Raw genomic sequence first — 21429 nt, 5'->3', positions numbered from 1 at the left:
AAGTAAGAAAGATGCCATGACTCTACGTAACTCATTGTATGTACGATTTGAAGGAATATGACTTTGACATAGACCACTCAAATACACAAAAAATCCCTTCAGACAATAAAGTGTCAGAAGGGATTTTCTCTATTAAACGTATAGGAATTGAGGCAGGCGCTCTTTCGGTAGGTGCGTTCCAACGTAGAAGCTACCAAATTCACCAAAACGAGCGCTTACTTCATCGAAGCGCATTTCGTAGACAAGCTTTTTAAACTGAAGCACGTCGTCTGCGAAAAGCGTAACGCCCCATTCCCAGTCATCAAAGCCAACAGAGCCTGTGATAATCTGCTTTACTTTGCCAGCATAGCTACGTCCGATCAGTCCGTGACTACGCATCATTTCACGACGCTCGTCCATTGAAAGCATGTACCAGTTGTCGTTTCCTTCGCGTTTTTTGTTCATTGGATAGAAGCACACGTAAGGAGCTTCTGCTAATTCTGGCTTCAAACGGGCCTGAATGCGCGGGTCATTATCAGGGTCGCTATCTTTTCCAGCCATATAGTTACTAAGCTCAACGACAGATACGTAAGAGTATTCTTTCACCGTATATTCAGCTAAAGTCGTTTTGTTAAAAGCATTTTCAATTTCATTTAACTCTTCCATAGTCGGACGGAGAAGCATTAACATAAAGTCCGCTTTCTGACCAATGATGGAATAAAGCGTATGACTTCCTTGTTTATGGCCTGCTGTGACTTCCCATTTTTCAAGGAACGTTAGAAATTCATTCATCGCAAGATCACGTTCTTCGCTTGAAAGCTGTTTCCATGCCGTCCAGTTCATAGTACGGAAATCATGAAGGCAATACCAGCCATCAAGAGTAACTGCTGCTTGATTCATATCTGATTCACTCCTTATCTTTTATCACACCAATAAGGCAGGTTACGTTTATACAGCAACTGCTCCTAAAGGTCCGATTGGTTCAACTAACCATCAGAGCAAATCAAACAATGCCCACTTTGATGGAAGTTTCCCTATATCCACTACCTACTATACCAATACTTGTACCTCTTTAAAAGCGATTGAGAGTGACGATTGAATGAAAAAGATATTCAGAAATCCGATGGTAAATCAGTACCAATGTTTAAATACGATTACGTTAGCTTATATTTAGAAGAGAATTAAGATTGAAAACTACTATAGTCCCTTTTGATTCGTCTGAAAAATAGAACTTTTGCATGCAAAGGCTTACACTTGCGGATTTATTTTCGTTTTTCGGGAAAAAGGGTTATCGTAGGAGTTGGATATTAAAAATAATGAGGTGAAACCAATGAGTGATCTTTTTACAAACATGAAAGACCAGGTTAAAGCAGGTTATCCGACAATCGTTTTCCCTGAAGGAACAGATGAGCGCGTATTAGCAGCAGCAAACCGCCTAGCAGAGGATGGCATCCTTAAGCCAATCGTTATTGGAGGAGAAAATGCAATCCAGGATAAAGCGTCAAGCCTAAGCCTTACATTGCACAGCGACCTTACAATTATGGATCCAGCAACGTATTCTGAAATGGATGCCCTTGTGGAATCATTTGTTGAGCGTCGTAAAGGTAAAGCAACAGCTGAACAAGCGCAGGATATTCTTCTTAACGTGAACTACTTCGGTACAATGCTCGTTCACACAGGCAAAGCAGATGGCCTTGTTAGTGGTGCGGCTCATTCTACTGGTGATACAGTTCGTCCAGCGCTTCAAATCATCAAAACAAAAGAAGGTGTGAAGAAAACATCTGGTGCTTTTGTAATGGTAAAAGGTGATGAGAAGTACGTTTTTGCTGACTGTGCAATTAACATTTCTCCTGACAGCAATGATCTTGCTGAAATCGGTGTAAGCAGTGCTGAAACTGCAAAAATGTTTGGAATGGACCCTAAAGTAGCGATGCTAAGCTTCTCTACTAAAGGTTCTGCAAAATCTCCTGAAACAGAGAAAGTTGAAGAAGCAACACGTTTAGCGAAAGAAATGGCGCCAGATCTAGTGATCGACGGCGAATTCCAATTCGATGCTGCTTTTGTTCCAGAAGTAGCACAAAAGAAAGCACCTGAATCACCACTTAAAGGGCAAGCAAATGTATTTGTATTCCCAAGTCTTGAAGCAGGTAACATTGGCTACAAAATGGTTCAACGTCTTGGTGGATATGAGGCCGTTGGTCCAGTCCTTCAAGGATTAAACAAACCAGTAAACGACCTATCTCGCGGATGTAGCGAGGAAGACGTGTACAAGCTAGCATTGATTACAGCAATGCAGAGCCTATAATAAACGAAAGCCCCTGAAGGCACGCCTTCAGGGGCTTTATTTATTAGCCAAGTGCTTTTTCATTACGAGTAAACACTCGCTGGTAGTTGAAATCGTAAAGAGACAGCTCTGGAATGGAAAGCTGTGCCGTTGTTAATGATTCGGTATACTGCTTAAGTGTTTTAAGAGTTATCATCATGATGTCGGAAACGCTTAGCTCTTCCCCAATGAGTTCACTTAACGAAGCCATCGTTTCGGGAACAATTTCAGGATAAGTGAATTTTGTTGGTTCTCCGTTCACGCCCCGCTTATAGAATTCCTGAATGACAGATGCGCGCTCTGATCCACTTCCATCGACACAAAGGTAAACTTGAACAGCGACTCCGCCGCGAAGTCTGCGTTGCGAAATGCCGGCAAATTTTTTGCCGTTAATGCTTAGGTCGTATCGACCTGGACAATAAGATCCTACAATTTCCCTATCTTCAATAGTCAGGTTATATGGCGACAAAATTTCCTGAATGAAATCGACCATTGCTTCGTACCCCGTATCAATGTCAATATGCTGCTGCTTTTCAGCTAAAACAAGTGACAGATTTAATACCCCTGCATCAAGGACGACAGCAAGACCTCCAGAGTTTCTCACAATTACGCGATAACCTAAACTTTCTAAATAGTGAACGGCTTCCTCAAAGTTGGGAAGGCGTGTATCTTGTATGCCGAGAACTATCGTATTGTGATGCACCCATGAGCGCAAAATCGGTGGGGATTCACCACTTCCAGCAGAATTACAAAGGGTATCATCCATCGCAAAAGATTGCAGCGCATCAAAGGATGGGCCTAGTGTTGATTGATCTATAATCCGCCATTTTGGCTGAAAAAGTATGGAATCGTTTGTTGGCATTTTCTTATCCCTTCTTCACTAACTAATCGTATTTATTATAGCAGAAGAAATGAGACATAAGACATCATCCGACAGTATTTCCCGGGTGATGACAAAACACTCGTCCTTTTTTCCTAATTTACTTCTTATTTTCCCTTTAAAACTTTGATTTTATAAAGAAATATATCTATTACGAAAAAAAGGAAATTGCGAGAATTGTCTAAAATGATATAATCATAATTACGGTAGTTTCAAGTTAGCGAGCGAGCGGGTATATACAGTAAAGAAATGGGAATGTATGTAAGAGCTTTCATATATGACTAAGATCATACGAAGAATCTACATATAGGAGAAACAACCAGCGTTGGATCGTTCTTCATGAACAGGAAACGGTGGTATTTACGTCGATTTGACGAAAGGGGACATGTTTATGAAGCTAACAGTTAAAATTATTGCAGGTCTAGTTCTAGGTATTATTGTTGGTGTTATCTTTAACTTATTTGCACCAGATGCATTTGGACCTGTCGATCAATATCTATTTGGTCCTGTTGGACAAATCTTTCTTAACTTAATTAAGATGCTTGTTGTACCAATTGTATTCTTCTCAATCGTGGTAGGAACGGCTGGAATAAGCGATCCGAAGAAGCTTGGACGTATGGGTGGGAAAACCGTTGCGTTTTTCCTTGTCACAACAACCATTGCTATTTCCATTGCGATGGCGCTTGCTTACTTAATTAAACCGGGTGTTGAAGGTTCATTCTCAGGAAATGCTGATTTTAAAGCAGAAGAAGCACCTCCTGTGTTGGATACCATTATTAATATTATCCCAACGAATCCGATATCGGCCATGGTTGAAGGAAACATGCTCCAAATTATCGCATTTGCTATCTTCATAGGTTTTGCCCTTGCGATTCTTGGCGAGCGTACGAAAGCCTTAAGTAATCTTTTTGAACAGGGTAACGACGTTATGATGTATCTTGTTAAGATTATTATGGAAACAGCGCCATATGGTGCATTTGCACTTATTGCTTCCGCTGTTGGTGGACAAGGTAAAGAAGCGTTACAGTCAATGGGAATGTATTTCCTAGTAGTACTTGGCGCACTCCTCATCCATTTTCTCTTCACATATGGTAGTGCGATTTATTTCCTTTGTAAAGAGAATCCAATTAAATTCTATAAAGCTTTTGCACCCGCAATGGCTGTTGCCTTCAGTACATCTTCAAGTAGCGGTACGCTTCCTGTATCTATGAAAACCGCTCAAGAAAATCTGAAGATTCCTAAGCAGGTGAGTAGTTTTGTACAACCGCTTGGGGCAACAATTAACATGGACGGAACGGCAATTATGCAGGGTGTAGCTACGATCTTTATCGCTCAAATTACCGGGGTTGATCTTACCTTTACACAGCTCATCATTGTTGTCGTCACAGCAACGCTCGCTAGTATAGGTACAGCTGGTGTGCCAGGTGTAGGACTTATCATGCTCGCAATGGTTCTAAAGCAAGTTGGATTGCCAGTAGAGCCAATTGGATTGATTCTAGCAGTTGACCGTCTACTTGATATGACACGTACCGCTGTTAATATTACAGGTGACGCGGCTTGTGCGATGTATATTGCAAAATCCGAAGAGAAGCGTGAAGGAAAAGAAGCAGAGACTGTTCTATAACATCATAAAGTATGAGATTCGAACCTTTTAAATGAAAAAAGGAAACATTTTCTCGTATATATAGCTATTGTTAGTCGTTCCATTCTTTCCATATGCCCGTTCAACAGGAGCCTTCCCTCATGATGTGTTTGATCACAAAGTGGGGGAAGGTTTTCATTTTGGAATGGGTGTTATATAATGAATGAATGATTTTGACGGAAGGAGCCTATCGCGGAATGCTCGAACGATTAAGCGAAGAAAAAGTATTTAAAGACCCTGTCCATCGCTATATTCATGTCCGATACCGTTTAATCTGGGAGCTAATTGGTACTAAGGAATTTCAGCGTTTGCGAAGGGTTCGCCAGCTCGGAACAACGTATCTAACTTTTCATGGAGCAGAACATAGTCGCTTTAGTCACTCGCTCGGTGTATACGAGATTGTAAGGCGTATTAACGAGATTTTTTCACAATATGATAGCTGGAACGAAGAGAACAGGCTATTAAGTATGTGTGCTGCGCTGTTACATGATGTAGGTCATGGACCTTTTTCACATTCATTTGAAAAAGTGTTTAACCTGGACCATGAAGACTTTACTCGGATGGTTATCCTTGGGGACACTGAAATCAATCAAGTGCTTCGAAAAGTAAGCGATGATTTTCCGTTGGAAGTGGCTGATGTAATCGCCAAAACACATAGCAACAAGCTTGTGGTTAGCTTAATTTCAAGTCAAATTGACGCCGATCGAATGGATTATCTTCTTCGTGATGCCTATTTTACTGGAGTGAGCTATGGACAATTTGATATTGAACGAATTTTACGCGTCATGCGACCTGGTGATGATCAAATTGTGATTAAACAAAGCGGTATGCATGCAGTTGAAGACTATATTATGAGCCGCTATCAAATGTATTGGCAAATTTATTTCCACCCTGTGACACGAAGTGCAGAAGTGATTCTAAGTAAAATTCTCCATCGTGCGAAAAGACTGTTTGAAGAGGGTTATCATTTTCAACACGATCCGATTCACTTCTATTCACTATTTAAAGAAGATATCCGTCTAGAAGACTTTCTTAAGCTAGATGATTCTGTCGTTATGTTCTATTTCCAGATCTGGCAGGAGGAAGAGGATGATATCCTAAGAGACCTCTGTGAACGATTTATGAATCGAAGACTGTTTAAGTACATTGAATTTAACCCAATGCAGCAAATGAATGCGTGGAGAGAGCTTTATGACTCTTTTCATGAAGCAGGTATTGATCCAGATTACTATCTTGAGGTTGATTCATCTTCTGATTTACCGTATGATTTCTATCGGCCTGGAGAAGAGGAAGAACGTTTGCCGATTCATTTGTTGAAACCAGGTGGAGATTTGCGTGAGCTTTCTCGTGAATCTGATGTGGTTGAAGCGATTTCTGGTAAGAAGCGAACAGACCACAAGCTGTATTTCCCTGCAGATTTCATTCTTGAAGGGAATACAGATGCTACTCGTCGTATTAAGTCATTGCTTCAAATCGATTAGCTGTTCAAAAAGAAAAGTGATCCTGGCATGAAGATTACTTCCGCTACAGGTATCGCTAAATAGTGGTGTTTAAAACGTTGAGTATAATTTGGGAGTGAGCTCCCGTTTCAACTGAACGTTTAAGCATCTTCTAATAGATAAGAAAGCTTTTTGGACAACCTGTAAAAAGTACATGGGAGGGGTGCAGGTTGCTAGAAGATCACGCGAAAGTGATAGCTGTGTTGAAGGAAGCCGGAGAGGTCATTGGACGTAAGAAATTACAGAAAATCATTTACATTTGTAAGAAGCTACAGTTTCCATTTAACGAGAAGTATCAATTCCATTTCTATGGACCGTATTCAGAAGAATTGACGCTACGAGTGGAAGAGCTTTGTAACCTTGGTCTTGTTACAGAGGTGAAGGAAAGCAAAGGTGGCTATTACCAATATAAATACACGGTAACAGATGAAGGTCATGAATTTCTCGGTCATTATGATTTCCAAATGCCGGAATTACATCAATGCATCGATGAAATCAATAGTCAAAGTTCACGTTTTCTTGAGCTTGTTTCAACCATTCTTTTCTTCGATCGCCTTTCAAAGGAAGAAGTGGTTGAGAAGGTTCATACCATCAAACGTAAACAGAATTATTCTGATGATGAAATTACTGAGGCCTATACATTTATAGAAAAGCTAGGATGCTAATGGTCATTTGTATCTAGTTTAATAGAATAAGATATTTCTACAAACAAAAGGTGCCCTTAGGGGCACCTTTTGTTGCGGAAATTAACTTTTTATCGAAAATTTCTTCTGACTCATTTCAGAGAGTTTTGTAAGGTCGACTTTTGAAAGAATGACACCAGCAACAATGATTGCAATCATTTGGAGAAAAGAGAATACCAGTGTGCTGATATAAGGAAATAAAAGTTCGGATATGTTAGGCAAGGTTCCTGCCATCATAAAGACTAGCGTAAAAGAAGAGACGGTATGGAAGGTTATCCCTGAAATCAATGCAATTGTATGTCTCGTTTTAAGAAGGGTAGGAAGCCAGAATGTCGAAAGTAGAAAGTAGCCGACTAGGATAATAAGTAGTGAAAAGAAACCTGCTAGTCCCGTATACTGATAGCCTCCGGCTGCTAAAATAATCGTATAAATAAGGGACGCAAGTAGGCCAAGTGAGAAGCCAATTGCGGGGGAAGAATAAAGATATTTTTTCATAATCATACCACCTTTTACAAATACTTCGAGTTCTCTACGTAAATACCCGTTTGATGATTAGTATAATCGTTTCTCTATATCAAAAGTTGGAAAAACAAGTCGAGAAAATAGAACTTATTTGTCGAATTAAAAAAAGGGTTCAAAAGTCTTACATTATTGAAATGGAGTGAGCGAGATGAAAGAAGTGAAGGTAGGGTTAGTTGGATTTGGTTTTTCGGGAGCGACTTTTCATGCGCCAGTGATTGAATCTGTACAGGGGTTAACCATCACAAAAGTGGTTTCTTCTAATCCGAAGAAAGTAATTGAGCAGTTTCCAAAAATGGAAGTGGTCGCTTCAATAGACGAGCTTTTAAATGATAGAGAAATAGAGTTAGTCATTATTACGACACCGAATGAATTTCATTTCTCAATGGCGAAGCAGGCTCTTGAAGCAGGGAAACATGTTGTTCTTGAGAAACCATTCACGGTAAGTGTAGAAGAGGGAGAAGAGTTAATTCAAATAGCTAAAAACCATGACAGATTGCTAAGTGTGTATCATAACAGAAGATACGATAATGATTTTCTTACGATTCAGAAGCTCATAAAAGAAGAGGAGCTTGGAACGGTCATTTCGTACGAGGCCCATTATGATCGGTACAGTGAGGAGGTGCATGATCGTTGGCGAGAGCAGGATAAGAAGGGATCTGGTATTCTCTTTGACCTGGGTTCTCATTTAATCGACCAGGCACTGACTCTATTTGGCGAGCCTGAGGCCGTATATGGAGATGTTTTGACTCAAAGAGAAGAAGGGATAACAGACGATTATTTTCACCTAATTTTGCATTACGGAAAAAGAAGAGTGATTCTCCACGCTGGCTCTCTCGTAAAAAAACACGGACCTCGCTATCAAATTCATGGAATAAAGGGATCATTTATAAAATGGGGTATTGATCCTCAGGAAGAAGCGCTGAAAAAGGGACAATTACCAGGTGATGAGCACTGGGGAGAAGACGAGAGCGATCAGTACGGCGTACTAACGAAAGATAATCGCGATAGAGTGATTCCAACCATACCTGGTTCTTATCAAACATACTACATAGAACTGCACCAAGCGATTTATGAACAAAGTACTGCGCCTGTAACAGCAAGAGAAGCCCTTACAGTGATCAAAGTGATCGAGCTTGCATTAAAGAGTAGTGAAGAGAAAAGATTAGTGAAATGGGTATGAAAAAAGATCTGCCCTGAATGGGCAGATCTTTTAGTTAAGCATGTGGTAGGAAAGCGAGCTGATAGAAGAATAGCACAGCGAAAAGATAAAGAAGCGGATGAACCTCACGCCATTTCCCTTTTACGATCTTTAAAATGGGGTACGTAATAAACCCAAGCGCGATTCCTGTAGCAATACTTGCCGTAAGTGGCATTGTGAGAATGATCAAGAAGGCAGGAAACGCCTCATCAAATTCACTCCAATCAATTTTACCAACGGCGCCAATCATTAAGCTTCCGACGATGATAAGAGTGGGAGCTGTGATGGCGGAAAGTCCAGATAGAGAACCGACAAGTGGTCCAAAGAAAGCTGAGACGATAAAGAGTACAGAAACGACAACTGATGTTAAGCCAGTTCGCCCGCCGGCAGCAACACCAGCAGAGGATTCAAGATAAGCACTAGTTGGGCTTGTTCCAAAGATCGCTCCGACAGTTGTTCCGATCGAGTCAGCAAGAAGTGCCTGACGTGCACGCGGCATTTTCTTTCCTTTCATCAAACCTGCCTGTTCTGCCACACCGACCATTGTTCCTGTCGTATCGAAGAGTGTAACGAGTAGGAATGAGAAGACAACGGCATATAATCCGTATTCAATCATATCCTTAAAGGCCTGAAGTGGACTTCCGAAGATGAAAAGTTCGGGAGCAGATGGAGCTTGCATGAAGCCTTCCTTAAATTCAAGCTGTCCTGTAAAAATAGCAATGATAGCTGTGATGATCATTCCGAAGAAGAGTGCACCTGGAACATTTCGAGCCATTAGAATAAGTGTGATCATAAGGCCAACAAGCGCTAGAAGAACTTCAGGGGAATGAAGATTTCCTAGACCAACAAGGTTTTCTTCATCTGCGATGATAATCCCTGTCATGCGAAGTCCGATAAACGCGATGAAAAGTCCGATACCTGCTGTAATACCAAGCTTCAAATTCGTAGGAATGGCTTCGATAAGCTTTTCACGAAACGGTGTTAATGAAAGAATAATGAACAGTAGTCCGGCAATAAATACGGCACCAAAGGCAACCTGGTAGGATACGCCTGCTTGTCCACCTACTACGGAGAACGCAAAATAGGCGTTCAGCCCCATACCGGGAGCGATCGCTATTGGATAATTCGCGAAAAGTCCCATCCAGAGTGTTCCAACAACAGCTGCAATAATCGTGGCGATGAAGACGGTATCGAATGGCACGCCAGTTGAAGATAGTATAATTGGGTTAACTATTACAATATATACCATTGTCAGGAATGTCGTTAATCCTGCAAGGAATTCTGTTTTAACGTTAGTTCCATTTTCTTTTAACCGGAAAAAGGAGTTAAACATGATAATACCTCCATTAAATACGAACGTTTTTTAAACACAAATACTATAATATTCGTAATAAAGCTGTTTGGCAAGGGGTAATCTAAAATAGTTGATGATAAAAGTGTGAATGGCTGTCGGATGAATACACTAGTTCAATTGTGATAAAATGATAGCGGACAATTGTGAATGAAGGAGGTACAAAGAATGGCAAATGAAGAAGAACAAAAACCAAAAAAGAAACCTTCAACAGGTTTTAATATTTTAAGTGGGGACTCCACAGATGGACACGGCGGTTATGGAGTAGGAACGATCAACCTCGATAACGTTTCTCCAGTGATTATCGATCCGACAACGGATGAAATTTATGTTGATGTTGGCGCATTGCATGCACGTAGTGCCCTTGAGAAACGGAAGAAGCTCGTTAAGACGCGTGAAGAAGTACCTGATGGCCATACTGCTTGGATCGTATGGGTTACCCTTCAACGAAGTGAAGAAGGTCCTTTCTATTACGGCATTGGTGCCTGTGAATTCTTCTTAAATGCCGAAGCGAAGCGGGCATGGAAAAGCATGCCAGAGCATGTGAATAATATGGATAAATCCATGAAAGGTAAAGTGGTCGTGGACCATATGGATGACAAATCCAAGAAAATGCTTCGTGAGTATTTGATTGAGTTCGATAAAGACGTCTATGAGCGTTCAAGTGATGACGTGAAATTAGGACTTCAAGACTAACTTTCAGATCGTTTTCTGACTAATTGATAAAATTACTTGAGGTTTCTTAAAACTGAGCGTAAACTTATGTATACGCAACACATATAGCTAGGACCCAAAGCAGCCCGGGGAATCTTCCCCGGGCTGTTCTGGTTGTCTGGGAGAATGAAGTGAGCGCTTCCATGTTATACTCATATATGTAGAAAGGGTGAGCTAAATGTGGAATCAAATCCCTCGTGAGAAAAAGAAAGAGCTTATTGAGCGCATTCAATCATATTTCTATGATGAACATGATGAAGAAATAGGTGAGCTCGCAGCAGAGAATTTTCTCCATTTTGTTATGGCAGAGATCGGGCCAACTCTATACAATGCCGGTATTTCAGATGCAATTGGCATGACAGAGCAGAAGTGGATGAGTATTGAGCAAGACCTTGAAGCATTAAAGAAAGCAGATCCAAAATAAAGGGCTAATCAAAAGACGGATGTACACATCCGTCTTTTTTAACGGACCCATTGGAAGAAACGCTCCAAAAGTCCTTTCTGTTCATTTTCTTTTCCATTAGGGACCGTTCCGGGATGATCTTCACAAAGGTGAGTTGGTTCGGTTCCTTCTATATAATAAGTTAAGCGTTTCACAGGACAGTTTTCAGTAGCGATTAAACCTGTTTGCGCATCAATTTCGACACCGACAACATTTTCAGGCTCTTCAAAATCGGTCGCTTTTTCTTCCGCCAGTGCATCCTCAATGAAATTCACCCAAATTTTCTTCGTATACGAACCATCGTTTCGATGATTTAGCTTCTCTCCTTTGTCATAACCAACCCAGACGGCCGCTGTTAACTGAGGCGTAAATCCAACCATCCAGCTATCAGTTGAAGTAGAACCTGTTTTAGCAGCAGCTGGACGTGTTAATAGATGATCAACGCCTGAGCCTGTTACGCGTGTATAATCATTTAAGGATTCATCGAAAACACCCGTCATCATGCTTGTTGTGACAAAGGCAGCATCAGGATCCAATACAAGTTCAGATTCAGATTTGTGTTCGTAGATGACCTTTCCATCTCGATCCGTGACTTTTTCAATATAATAAGGTGAGACACCATATCCACCGTTTGCAAGCATACTATAGGCTTCCGTCATTTCCATCATGCCTACGGGCTTAGTGCCGAGAGCTAATGAGGGAATAGCAGACAGCTTACTTGTAATGCCGAATGATTTGGCTGTATTCACGAGCGTTTTTTCTTCTAGAAACATGTGTGTTTTCACAGCGACTATATTATCTGAAAGGGCAAGTGCCTGGGCGAGTGTGATTTCATCATTCGCGTAAACATCCCCATAATTATGCGGTGAGTAGGTTTTGCGTTCATTATCATAGTAAAAAGTTGTAGGTTCACTGCGAATAAGCGTAGACGGCGTAAAGCCATTTTTGATTGCGGCATAATATAGCAGCGGCTTAAACGTCGATCCTGGTGTCCTTTTGGCCATCGTTGCTCGGTTGAATTTACTTTCTGTATAATCGCGGCCACCAATCATCACTTTTACAGCTCCTGATGTAGGCTCCATCGCTACGAGTGCAGCTTGTATGTCGCTTTTTTTATCAATACTTGATTCTACCCATTTTTCGGCAGCTTTTTGCATTGATGCATCAAGCGTTGTATAAACGTGTAATCCTCCTTGCTCAATAACACGTTCATCAAGTAAAAGTATGGACTTTAATTGCTTCTTAACCTCCTGTGCAAAATATGGAGCAATTTCAGGCTTAGTTTCTTCTGTAAAGGTTTCGAGAGCCATCTTTTCCATTTCTGCCTGGTTTGCTTCTGATTCGGTTAGAGCATGATTAGTTACCATCGCTTGAAGTACCGTGCTTTGTCGTTCCTCTGCTCTTTCTGCATCAGCATAGGGAGAGTAATAACCTGGTCCTTTTGGAATGCCGGCGAGCATGGCAGATTCAGCAACCGAAAGATCCTCAGCTTTTTTTCCGAAGTACGTCCTTGCGGCTGATTCTATTCCGTATGAGCCGTGACCATAATAAATCGTATTTAAATATCCTTCTAGAATGTCTTCCTTTGAATAATGAACTTCAAGTCGATAAGCATAGAAAGCTTCTGCGATTTTTCGTTTCCACGTTTTATCATGTTCCAAAAATAGATTACGGGCGTATTGCTGCGTAATCGTACTTGCTCCTTGAACCTTCGCCATCGCTTTTATATCAGCGAGAATAGCCCCGCCAATGCGTTTGAAGTCAAAGCCCATATGATCATAGAAATGCCGATCTTCAATGGCAATCGTGGCATCTATGACATGAGGAGAAATGTGATCAAGGTCAACCCAGTAGCGATTCTGACCGTCTTTATTACTCTCGCTAATTACATTTTCTTTATGATCATAATAAATCGTTGTTTGCGGTACTTGAAGCTCAGGAGCTCCCATGAAAACAGTTAGCAAATAGAGCGATCCAACGGATAGCCCGATTATTACAATACATATCATCATTAGCCTACTTAGAAGCATTGTCCAACGCTTCCAATAATGGAATCGCTCAGTTCTGAGCCATTTCATGTGGTTCACCCCCACATCATCTTAAATCTAGTATGTGACAATCTAGAAACTCTTAAACACGTTTCTCTTCGGTAATTGTCCTTTTTATCCCACGCGGATAGGCTAGATTGGGCGAATGCGTTTCTTCAGATGAACAAGGGAAAATATTTGTCCAGCTTTTGAATAGGATGAACTATAATGAATGTTACTGAGAGCAGGGAGAGAAGAGTATGGAGATGATGATTGCGATTATCCTTGGAATTGTAGAAGGGATAACGGAATTTCTGCCCGTTTCATCTACAGGTCATTTGATTTTAACGGGATATTGGCTTGGTTTTACTGGTGAACGGGCAAAAACATTTGAGATTGTGATTCAGCTTGGCTCTATTTTAGCTGTGGTAGTGATGTATCGGCATCGATTTGCGGATTTATTATCACCAAATAGCGAGAGAAAAGGATTAACCCTGATTCATCTTATGTTTGGAATGATTCCAGCTGTCGTAGCAGGATTTCTTCTTCATGGCTTTATTAAAAGTTATCTTTTCTCCCCTTACACGGTTGTGATCGGACTTGTGATTGGTGGCGTGTTAATGATCATAGCTGACTTGAAAAAGGGGGCGCCAATTAGCTGGAGCCTGGATGAATTAACATGGAAGCAGGCTTTTTCTATTGGAGTATTTCAATGTCTTGCTCTCTGGCCTGGATTTTCAAGGTCAGGTGCAACGATCTCAGGTGGCGTCTTGCTCGGAACAACGCATAAAACAGCTGCTGAATTTTCATTTATTCTAGCTGTACCAATGATGGTAGCTGCGAGTGGGTATGATTTATTGCAAAGTTATCAGTATTTATCTGTATCCGACATTCCTGTGTTCCTAACAGGCTTTTTAACAGCCTTTTTAGTGGCGCTTTTGGCTATTGTAACATTTATTAAATTCATTGAACGCGTCCGTCTCATCCCTTTTGCGATTTACAGATTTGTGCTTGCTTTTTTTGTTTGGATGATTTTATTTTAGTGTTAATAGAGTTGTTCACTTAAATAACTTTTTGAACCGACAGTTGAAAGTATAAAATTCTCTTGCTTTTTACACAGAGTCGACTATACTTTTCTTGTACTTTAAGAATGCTTAGATACATTTTTTTGCTATATACTAATGGTGTTTGGACCTATGTGGTTCGGGAACGGACTTAGTGTAGCAATGACATAGAGGAGTGGTTTACATGGAATTATGGTACACAGAGAAACAAACGGAACGCTTCGGCATTACGGCGAAAATTAAGCAGACGCTGCATACGGAACAAACGGACTTTCAGCGTCTTGATATGATTGAAACAGAAGAATTCGGTAACATGCTCGTACTCGACGGTATGGTTATGACAACGGAGAAGGATGAGTTTGTTTACCATGAGATGGTCGCACACGTGCCCCTTTTCACACATCCAAACCCGAAACACGTTCTTGTTGTTGGTGGCGGTGATGGAGGCGTTATTCGTGAAGTATTGAAGCATCCGTCTGTTGAAAAAGCAACGCTTGTTGAAATCGATGGCAAAGTGATCGAGTATTCGAAAAAGTACTTACCTACTATCGCAGGAGCGCTAGATAACGAGCGTGTTGAGGTCCTCGTTGATGATGGCTTTATGCATATCGCGAAAAGCGAAGGCGAGTATGACGTGATCATGGTTGATTCCACTGAGCCGGTAGGACCAGCTGCAAAGCTTTTTGAACGTGGTTTCTATGAAGGTATTTCAAAAGCACTAAAAGAAGATGGTATTTTCGTTGCGCAGACGGACAACCCTTGGTTTAAAGCAGACTTAATTACGCAAGTATCAAAAGATGTAAGAGAAATCTTCCCGATTACGCGCGTATACACAGCGAACATTCCAACTTACCCGAGTGGCCTGTGGACGTTTACGATTGGATCTAAAAAGAATGATCCGCTTGAAGTACCTGAAAGTCGCTTCCACGAGATTGAGACTAAGTACTATACGAAAGAGCTTCACAATGCTTGCTTCGCACTTCCGAAATTCGTACAGGACCTTGTAAAATGAGCATGAAATTCGATGAAGCTTATTCAGGTAACGTGTTTATTCTAAGTAACCCATCCTTCGACGAAAGTAATGTGGTTATCTATGGTATGCCAATGGACTGGACAGTTAGCTTTCGTCCCGGATCTCGCTTTGGGCCAGGACGCATTCGTGAGGCTTCATTAGGACTTGAAGAATATAGTCCTTATGCAGATCGTCATCTTGAAGAAATTCGTTATTTCGATGCAGGAGATATTCCACTTCCATTCGGTAATCCTCAGCGAAGCATAGATATGATTGAGGAATATCTTGATTCTTTGCTTGAAGCGGGAAAATTCCCACTTGGTATGGGTGGGGAGCACCTTGTAACGTGGCCCATTCTAAAAGCTTTTCACAAAAAATACGATGATCTTGCGTTGATCCATATCGATGCACACGCGGATTTGCGTGAAGAGTATGAAGGAGAGCCTCTTTCTCACTCCACACCTGTTCGTAAAATTTGTGGATTGATTGGTGCTGAGAACGTATACTCATTCGGCATTCGTTCTGGTATGCGTGAAGAGTTTCAATTCGCAAAAGAATCCGGTATGCACATGCACAAATTTGAAGTAGCAGAACCACTTAAAAAAGTCCTACCAACGCTTAGAGGACGCAATGTGTATGTAACGATTGATATCGATGTTCTTGACCCTGCTCATGCGCCTGGGACAGGCACAGCTGAAGCAGGTGGGATCACATCCAAAGAGTTGCTTGAGGCGATCTCAGCCATTGCTGGTTCTGAAATAAACGTCGTTGGTGCGGATCTTGTTGAAGTTGCACCAGCTTATGACCCATCCGAACAAACGCCGATTGCGGCTAGTAAATTTATCCGTGAAATGCTTCTCGGCTGGACTCACAAAAAATAATCCAGAGAGGCTGTATTCATTTTGAATACAGTCTTTTTTTGTTTGGATGCTCTGTATGTTCCGTGCGCGACTTTTAGCTTATTTGAGTGAAACCTTAGTTTTACACTGCATATATGAGCTAAAAATCAACACAGAAAATGAGCTGGGGTGGACAAGGCGCTTCCGCTTTTGATGATCTAGCTTCAGCGCCTACCCCCTCGAGGTCTTAAGTCATCTCTCATTGTGACAAAGAACGTCACATTGAGAGCCACCTTAAGCTGGTCGGGGGTGGACAAGGCGCTTCCGCTTTTCTTATAATAAGAAAGTTAATGATTTAGTAAGGACGTGAAGTGATGAGTGATCATCCGATTGAAATAACCATTGATTCCCGTATCCAATCGGGAAAAGAAAAAGAATCTACAAACTATTCCGTGCAGGGAAACCTCGTTGAAAAGGGAGAGGCGCTTTATTTACGCTATGAAGAAAGCCTTGAGATTGGCAAGGTTTCAACTACTGTTAAAATAGATAAAGAGCAAGTGACCGTGATTCGAAGAGGAGCGCTATCGATGCGTCAGCAATTTGCGCCAGGACAAGTGTCAGAATCTCTATATAAAACACCGTTCGGATCGATGCCGATGCAAATTCGGACGGAACGAATTGAGCAATTGGTGGACAAGGAGAAGCACAAAGGACGCCTAACGCTTCGCTATTTGCTTAACCTCGAGGAAGATGAAACGCAGCGACACGAACTGTCGCTAAGCTGGAAAGGAGCAAGTCAATGAACAGTGTGGAACAAAAGAAAGAACAGCTAAAAGAAGAAATCAAGCAGGCCGTATTAAAGGCTAGTCTTGCATCAGAGAGTGAAATGCCGGAAGTGATTTTGGAATCACCTAAAGACAAGGCTCACGGTGACTATGCGACGAACATGGCGATGCAGCTTGCTCGTATCGCGAAAAAAGCGCCGAGAGCTATTGCTAAGGATCTTAAAGCAAATCTTGATATGACAAAAGCAGGGATTAAGCAGATTGATATCGCTGGTCCTGGGTTTATTAACTTTTTTATGGATACTGCTTATTTAACAGAGCTCATTCCAACGATTCTTGATAAAGGAAACAACTATGGCCGATCTGCAGACAAGAATGAAAAAATCCAAGTAGAGTTCGTTTCAGCGAACCCGACTGGAAGCCTGCACCTTGGTCATGCACGAGGAGCGGCTGTAGGTGATACGCTTTGTAATGTGCTTGATCGTGCCGGTTATGATGTTTCGCGTGAATATTACATCAATGACGCTGGGAACCAGATTCATAATTTAACGGTTTCTCTTGAAGCTCGCTACATGCAAGCACTTGGAAAAGAAAAGGACATGCCTGAAGATGGCTATCAAGGTCAGGATATCGTTCAGTTCGGGAAAGATCTTGTCGAGAAGGAAGGCGACCGTCTACTTCAACTCGATGAGAAAGAGCGCTATGCTTACTTCCGCGAGTACGGTCTTGAGCGCGAGCTTGAGAAGCTAAAGAAGGATTTGAAAGAATTTGGTGTTGAATTCGATGTCTGGTTCTCTGAGACTTCTCTTTATCAATCAAGCAAAATCGATGATGTTCTTGCGAAGCTAAATGAACGCGGTGAAACATTTGAGCAGGACGGTGCTACGTGGTTCCGCTCGACTACTTACGGCGATGACAAAGATCGCGTCTTGATTAAAGGCGATGGTTCTTATACGTATCTAACTCCGGATATTGCTTACCACCAAGATAAACTTTCTCGTGGATTCGATAAGCTGATTAACATTTGGGGAGCTGACCACCACGGCTATATTCCAAGAATGAAAGCGGCAATCGAAGCACTTGGTTATAAGCGTGAGCAGCTAGAAGTGGAAATTATTCAAATGGTGAACCTCTTTAAAGATGGTGAAAAAATGAAGATGAGTAAGCGAACAGGTAAAGCTGTTACGCTTCGTGAATTGATGGATGAAGTCGGTATCGATGCAATGCGCTATTTCTTCTCAATGCGCAGCTCAGATTCTCACCTTGATTTTGATATGGACCTTGCCGTATCACGCTCGAATGAAAACCCTGTGTATTACGTGCAATATGCGCACGCTCGCGTATGCAGTATTCTTCGTCAGGGAGAAGAGATGGGGCTAACAGAAGATGCGGATCTATCTCTCATTACATCTGAGAAAGAAATGGACCTTCTTAAGAAGCTCGGTGAATTGCCTGAAGCGATTGCGGAAGCAGCGGATAAGCGTATGACGCATCGCATTACAAACTATTCATTTGAACTTGCTCAAGCACTACACAGCTTCTACAATGCTGAACGAGTTCTTGATCCAGAAGATCTTGCGAAAAGTGCGGCTCGTTTCAAACTTATGAAAGCCGTTCGTCAAACGATTCAAAACACCCTTGAAATCATTGGCGTAACTGCACCAGAGAAAATGTAATAAAAAAATCCTATCGCATGAGCGATAGGATTTTTTTATTTATGCGAATGATACGTTGATTAATTTTAAACTAATTTCGTAGGTTAAAAACTCTTACACGTTCACATTTTTTATAATGAATCGGTCATTCGGTCATACTTTAAAAAAGGGGTGATGTGATGAAGACAGTTTTGATTGCAACATTAACAGGATTTTTGGTCGGGTTAATTTTTGCGTTTTTGAAGCTACCCATCCCAGCTCCACCTGCATTCGCAGGCATTGCTGGGATTGTTGGGATATACCTTGGATTTAAGGCGTATGAATGGTTATCAGGGTTCTGGTCACTGTAAATTGAGATTTTTGATAGCTGCATCGATAGCGAAATAATTTTTTATTTCCATAATACAGAACCTCCACTAAGTCTTTTGACGCCACGTATCGCTGAAAGATCGTCGACAAGCTGCAGAGCTGCGAGGTCTTTTTTCTTTGCTTCAATCATGATGTCAGCATCTTCTCCGTATTCTTTCAACATGTCTATAAATGGAATGGCAAACTCACTGTCCACATAATCTGCATGACTCCGGTAGGCGCTAGCAGATTTGGGAGAGGAAAGGTGGTATTTCGGTAGAAGTCCTTTTGGTTTCCATGTTTCATGAACGCGTTCAAAAAAGCGCTCAGGTAGTCCGTCGCCTGGATTCGCTAGATGATGATGGTAATCGAAAATAAACGGGACGCCTGTTTGCTCACATGTCTCGAGCGTTTCTTTCGCATTGTATGTTTTATCATCATTTTCAAGCGTCACATGCGAGCGAAGATGAGAAGGAATGGAATCAAAATTCGCGTAAAAACGCTTAAGGGTTTCCTCTTTATCTCCGTAAGCTCCACCAATATGTATATTAACGATGGAGCGAGAGTCTAGTCCCATCGCATCTAGCATAGCAACATGATAGTCCAAGTCACCTATAGCATTGTCCGTTACGTGTTGTTTTGGACTTGTAAAAAGAGTGAATTGGTTCGGGTGAAAGCTCACACGAAGGCGGTGCTTTTGAACAAGCTCACCGATCTCTTCAAACATGTCACGGAAAGGCGTAATGTAATCCCATTTTGCTTCAGGATGCGTCGCAAGCGGAACAATGGAAGAAGACATACGATACAAATCAATTTCATGTGCAATATTGTAGTGTAGCGCACGTAACGTACTCTTTAAATTCGTTTCTGTAATTGTATGAAGCTTCTCTGAACGTTCTTCTTCAGAAAGCTTTGACCAGGTGGAAAAAGTCATTGTACGCGCCGGTGAAGCTTCGTGCAACGCAAGTGCGTTTGATACATATCCAAATCTGAGCTTCATAATAAGTGGTCTCCTTTCAAAAAAAGGGCTGGTCATTTCTTTCCCTGTGCAAGCGAATTGAAACAAAGGAAAGCACATCGAACTTTTTAAAGAAACGGACTGAAGAGTCTTGCTAGTGGAGCAAGCACTCGGTTTCCGATCGTTCGATCTTGAAGCCTCTTCAAGTCGAGACGTTCACATTGAAGAATGTCTTTTTGGATCGCTTCTTTGATTTCAACGATGAGAGAAGGAGTGCTAATAATACAGTTGATTTCGCCATTAATGTGGAAGCTTCGTTGATCAAAATTCGCTGTACCAATGTCACACAATGTCTCATCAATGATCATAACTTTAGCGTGGTAGAAGCCGTTCATATATTGATAAACTTCTCCACCGGCACGAATCAGTTCAACGAGGTAATCATATGAAGCTTCTTTTACGAGAGGATGGTCGGCACGCATTGGCAAAATAACCTGGACTTTAATACCGCATTTCAGGGCGCGTAGCAGGCTTGTTTGAACAGTTTGTCCTGGAATGTAATAGGGGGAGCCAATGATAATAGATGTTGTAGCTTTATCAATATAGGAGGCAAAAGCTTCCTCTACACTATTACCATTCGTAATATGAAACGAGACTTTATGCTGACCTGTTTCAAGCGGCGGTATATAAACGTTATCCTTATTAATAGGGGAGTGACTCTCTTCCCAATCAAGGAAAAATTGATCTTGAAGTCCTTGAACGGCTTCGCCAGTCACGCGAAGGTGATAGTCTCGCCAATATCCAAACTTAGGATCCTTCCCTACATATTCGTTTCCCACGTTAAAGCCACCAACATAGCCAATCTCTCCATCAATAACAGTGATTTTTCGATGATTACGCTCATTTATGGAAGTGAAAAATCGAGGGAAAGAAATTTTTCTGGAATAGGAAAAAACGATGCCACAGGAGGTCATTTTTCTTATGGTGGTTTTCTTTAAGCTGTGACTACCTCCATAGTCCACGAGTAAATAGACAGAGACGCCAGAGGTTGCTTTTTGACAAAGATGCTCGATAACCATATGTCCCGTGGCGTCATCTCGAAAAATATAAAACATCATATGAATTTGATAGACTGCAGCATCAATATCATTTATTAGTGCTCTAAAAAAATCATCTCCATCATTAATGAAAGTCAGGTTTCCCGTCATTTTTTGACGTGAAGAGGAAGGAGCGAGTTTTCTTTTCTTATTGCCTGTATGAAGGTCGGTTATTAACCACAATATGAGTGCGAGTAGGACTGTTAAAAAGATCTCCACGATTTTCCCCTCCTTTCAATAGTTACTGTTGACTTAGTTTGTCCTAAACTTAAAAAAAGTAAAAAAAAATCTCTGACTGAATGCTCATTCAGTTATTTATGTGTTATACTGAAGTCAGAAAATTACTTTCATTCTGACTTAAAAGCGTTTTCATAAATTGTTTGAACTGTCGGGGAGCATCTTTGTTCAAGC

At 41.4% G+C, this 21429-nt stretch carries 20 protein-coding genes; 13 read left to right on the top strand and 7 right to left on the bottom strand.

Annotated elements, in window-relative coordinates:
• Positions 1-132: 132 nt before the first annotated feature.
• Positions 133-879, bottom strand: a complete 747-nt coding sequence (hemQ, locus tag AC0VYJ_RS21015) for a hydrogen peroxide-dependent heme synthase (protein ID WP_283153320.1) — start codon at positions 877-879, stop codon at positions 133-135.
• Positions 880-1309: 430 nt separating this feature from the next.
• On the opposite strand from hemQ, the gene pta reads away from it, so the two are divergent.
• Positions 1310-2284: a phosphate acetyltransferase gene (gene pta / locus AC0VYJ_RS21010; protein ID WP_194218335.1), complete on the top strand. Its 975-nt coding sequence runs from the start codon at positions 1310-1312 to the stop codon at positions 2282-2284.
• Positions 2285-2327: 43 nt separating this feature from the next.
• Here pta and lipL read toward each other — a convergent pair whose 3' ends face one another.
• Positions 2328-3164 carry an octanoyl-[GcvH]:protein N-octanoyltransferase gene (gene lipL, locus AC0VYJ_RS21005; RefSeq protein WP_475366170.1) on the bottom strand — a complete coding sequence of 279 codons (837 nt, stop codon included), beginning with the start codon at positions 3162-3164 and terminating at the stop codon, positions 2328-2330.
• A gap of 409 nt (positions 3165-3573) precedes the next feature.
• Between lipL and AC0VYJ_RS21000 the strand changes: the two genes are divergently transcribed.
• From AC0VYJ_RS21000 to AC0VYJ_RS20990, 3 genes are all read left to right on the top strand, one after another.
• Positions 3574-4806 carry a dicarboxylate/amino acid:cation symporter gene (locus AC0VYJ_RS21000; protein WP_194218337.1) on the top strand — a complete coding sequence of 411 codons (1233 nt, stop codon included), beginning with the start codon at positions 3574-3576 and terminating at the stop codon, positions 4804-4806.
• 215 nt (positions 4807-5021) lie between these two features.
• Positions 5022-6305: an HD domain-containing protein gene (locus AC0VYJ_RS20995; protein ID WP_194219552.1), complete on the top strand. Its 1284-nt coding sequence runs from the start codon at positions 5022-5024 to the stop codon at positions 6303-6305.
• Positions 6306-6493: 188 nt separating this feature from the next.
• Complete coding sequence (locus AC0VYJ_RS20990) at positions 6494-6988, top strand: YwgA family protein (RefSeq protein WP_194218338.1); 495 nt, start codon at positions 6494-6496, stop codon at positions 6986-6988.
• Positions 6989-7069: 81 nt separating this feature from the next.
• Here the strand turns inward: AC0VYJ_RS20990 and AC0VYJ_RS20985 are convergent, their stop codons facing one another.
• Entirely contained in the window at positions 7070-7501 is a 432-nt protein-coding gene (locus AC0VYJ_RS20985) for a hypothetical protein (RefSeq protein ID WP_194218339.1), read from the bottom strand.
• Between the two features lie 175 nt (positions 7502-7676).
• Between AC0VYJ_RS20985 and AC0VYJ_RS20980 the strand changes: the two genes are divergently transcribed.
• On the top strand, positions 7677-8708 hold the full coding sequence (locus AC0VYJ_RS20980) for an oxidoreductase (RefSeq protein WP_475366169.1): 1032 nt from the start codon (positions 7677-7679) through the stop codon (positions 8706-8708).
• Positions 8709-8742: 34 nt separating this feature from the next.
• On the opposite strand, the gene AC0VYJ_RS20975 is transcribed toward AC0VYJ_RS20980, so the two are convergent.
• Positions 8743-10059 carry an NCS2 family permease gene (locus AC0VYJ_RS20975; protein WP_303532473.1) on the bottom strand — a complete coding sequence of 439 codons (1317 nt, stop codon included), beginning with the start codon at positions 10057-10059 and terminating at the stop codon, positions 8743-8745.
• Between the two features lie 186 nt (positions 10060-10245).
• Between AC0VYJ_RS20975 and AC0VYJ_RS20970 the strand changes: the two genes are divergently transcribed.
• Both AC0VYJ_RS20970 and AC0VYJ_RS20965 read left to right on the top strand, forming a co-directional pair.
• Positions 10246-10773 carry a YwhD family protein gene (locus tag AC0VYJ_RS20970; RefSeq protein ID WP_303532471.1) on the top strand — a complete coding sequence of 176 codons (528 nt, stop codon included), beginning with the start codon at positions 10246-10248 and terminating at the stop codon, positions 10771-10773.
• Positions 10774-10969: 196 nt separating this feature from the next.
• Positions 10970-11215, top strand: a complete 246-nt coding sequence (locus AC0VYJ_RS20965; protein ID WP_475366168.1) for a DUF2164 domain-containing protein — start codon at positions 10970-10972, stop codon at positions 11213-11215.
• A gap of 38 nt (positions 11216-11253) precedes the next feature.
• Here the strand turns inward: AC0VYJ_RS20965 and AC0VYJ_RS20960 are convergent, their stop codons facing one another.
• Positions 11254-13311, bottom strand: a complete 2058-nt coding sequence (locus tag AC0VYJ_RS20960) for a transglycosylase domain-containing protein (RefSeq protein ID WP_475366167.1) — start codon at positions 13309-13311, stop codon at positions 11254-11256.
• A gap of 209 nt (positions 13312-13520) precedes the next feature.
• Between AC0VYJ_RS20960 and bacA the strand changes: the two genes are divergently transcribed.
• From bacA to AC0VYJ_RS20930, 6 genes are all read left to right on the top strand, one after another.
• Positions 13521-14303, top strand: coding sequence for an undecaprenyl-diphosphate phosphatase (bacA, locus tag AC0VYJ_RS20955; protein ID WP_475366166.1), 783 nt, complete (start codon positions 13521-13523; stop codon positions 14301-14303).
• A 205-nt stretch (positions 14304-14508) separates the two neighbouring features.
• Positions 14509-15336 (top strand): polyamine aminopropyltransferase, encoded by an 828-nt coding sequence (gene speE, locus AC0VYJ_RS20950; protein WP_194218346.1) that lies wholly within the window; start codon positions 14509-14511, stop codon positions 15334-15336.
• Between the two features lie 2 nt (positions 15337-15338).
• Complete coding sequence (gene speB, locus AC0VYJ_RS20945) at positions 15339-16217, top strand: agmatinase (protein ID WP_475367534.1); 879 nt, start codon at positions 15339-15341, stop codon at positions 16215-16217.
• A gap of 332 nt (positions 16218-16549) precedes the next feature.
• Positions 16550-16978, top strand: a complete 429-nt coding sequence (locus AC0VYJ_RS20940; protein ID WP_194218347.1) for a YwiB family protein — start codon at positions 16550-16552, stop codon at positions 16976-16978.
• Entirely contained in the window at positions 16975-18636 is a 1662-nt protein-coding gene (gene argS / locus AC0VYJ_RS20935; RefSeq protein ID WP_475366165.1) for an arginine--tRNA ligase, read from the top strand. Before AC0VYJ_RS20940 ends, argS begins: the two co-directional genes overlap by 4 nt.
• A 158-nt stretch (positions 18637-18794) precedes the next feature.
• The gene (locus AC0VYJ_RS20930) at positions 18795-18965 is read left to right on the top strand and encodes a XapX domain-containing protein (protein ID WP_194218349.1); all 171 of its coding nucleotides are present in this window, start codon (positions 18795-18797) and stop codon (positions 18963-18965) included.
• A gap of 41 nt (positions 18966-19006) precedes the next feature.
• Here the strand turns inward: AC0VYJ_RS20930 and uvsE are convergent, their stop codons facing one another.
• Positions 19007-19963 (bottom strand): UV DNA damage repair endonuclease UvsE, encoded by a 957-nt coding sequence (gene uvsE / locus AC0VYJ_RS20925; protein WP_475366164.1) that lies wholly within the window; start codon positions 19961-19963, stop codon positions 19007-19009.
• 86 nt (positions 19964-20049) lie between these two features.
• Positions 20050-21237 (bottom strand): cardiolipin synthase, encoded by a 1188-nt coding sequence (gene cls / locus AC0VYJ_RS20920; RefSeq protein WP_475366163.1) that lies wholly within the window; start codon positions 21235-21237, stop codon positions 20050-20052.
• Positions 21238-21429 lie beyond the last annotated feature (192 nt).

Source organism: Anaerobacillus sp. 63XJN7_5_ISO-PGPR-S23-430 (genome assembly GCF_056173695.1).
The sequence above is the reverse complement of the archived record's forward strand: the minus strand, read 5'-3'. Positions and strand labels throughout refer to the sequence as shown.

Coding starts and splice junctions, on each gene's coding strand:
- bacA (WP_475366166.1), top strand. CDS start 13,521: ATGGAGATGATGATTGCGATTATCCTTGGAATTGTAGAAGGGATAACG.
- uvsE (WP_475366164.1), bottom strand. CDS start 19,963: ATGAAGCTCAGATTTGGATATGTATCAAACGCACTTGCGTTGCACGAA.
- AC0VYJ_RS20970 (WP_303532471.1), top strand. CDS start 10,246: ATGGCAAATGAAGAAGAACAAAAACCAAAAAAGAAACCTTCAACAGGT.
- argS (WP_475366165.1), top strand. CDS start 16,975: ATGAACAGTGTGGAACAAAAGAAAGAACAGCTAAAAGAAGAAATCAAG.
- pta (WP_194218335.1), top strand. CDS start 1,310: ATGAGTGATCTTTTTACAAACATGAAAGACCAGGTTAAAGCAGGTTAT.
- AC0VYJ_RS20975 (WP_303532473.1), bottom strand. CDS start 10,059: ATGTTTAACTCCTTTTTCCGGTTAAAAGAAAATGGAACTAACGTTAAA.
- AC0VYJ_RS20930 (WP_194218349.1), top strand. CDS start 18,795: ATGAAGACAGTTTTGATTGCAACATTAACAGGATTTTTGGTCGGGTTA.
- AC0VYJ_RS20980 (WP_475366169.1), top strand. CDS start 7,677: ATGAAAGAAGTGAAGGTAGGGTTAGTTGGATTTGGTTTTTCGGGAGCG.
- speE (WP_194218346.1), top strand. CDS start 14,509: ATGGAATTATGGTACACAGAGAAACAAACGGAACGCTTCGGCATTACG.
- AC0VYJ_RS21000 (WP_194218337.1), top strand. CDS start 3,574: ATGAAGCTAACAGTTAAAATTATTGCAGGTCTAGTTCTAGGTATTATT.
- AC0VYJ_RS20940 (WP_194218347.1), top strand. CDS start 16,550: ATGAGTGATCATCCGATTGAAATAACCATTGATTCCCGTATCCAATCG.
- lipL (WP_475366170.1), bottom strand. CDS start 3,164: ATGCCAACAAACGATTCCATACTTTTTCAGCCAAAATGGCGGATTATA.
- speB (WP_475367534.1), top strand. CDS start 15,339: ATGAAATTCGATGAAGCTTATTCAGGTAACGTGTTTATTCTAAGTAAC.
- AC0VYJ_RS20965 (WP_475366168.1), top strand. CDS start 10,970: ATGTGGAATCAAATCCCTCGTGAGAAAAAGAAAGAGCTTATTGAGCGC.
- hemQ (WP_283153320.1), bottom strand. CDS start 879: ATGAATCAAGCAGCAGTTACTCTTGATGGCTGGTATTGCCTTCATGAT.
- AC0VYJ_RS20960 (WP_475366167.1), bottom strand. CDS start 13,311: ATGAAATGGCTCAGAACTGAGCGATTCCATTATTGGAAGCGTTGGACA.
- AC0VYJ_RS20995 (WP_194219552.1), top strand. CDS start 5,022: ATGCTCGAACGATTAAGCGAAGAAAAAGTATTTAAAGACCCTGTCCAT.
- AC0VYJ_RS20985 (WP_194218339.1), bottom strand. CDS start 7,501: ATGAAAAAATATCTTTATTCTTCCCCCGCAATTGGCTTCTCACTTGGC.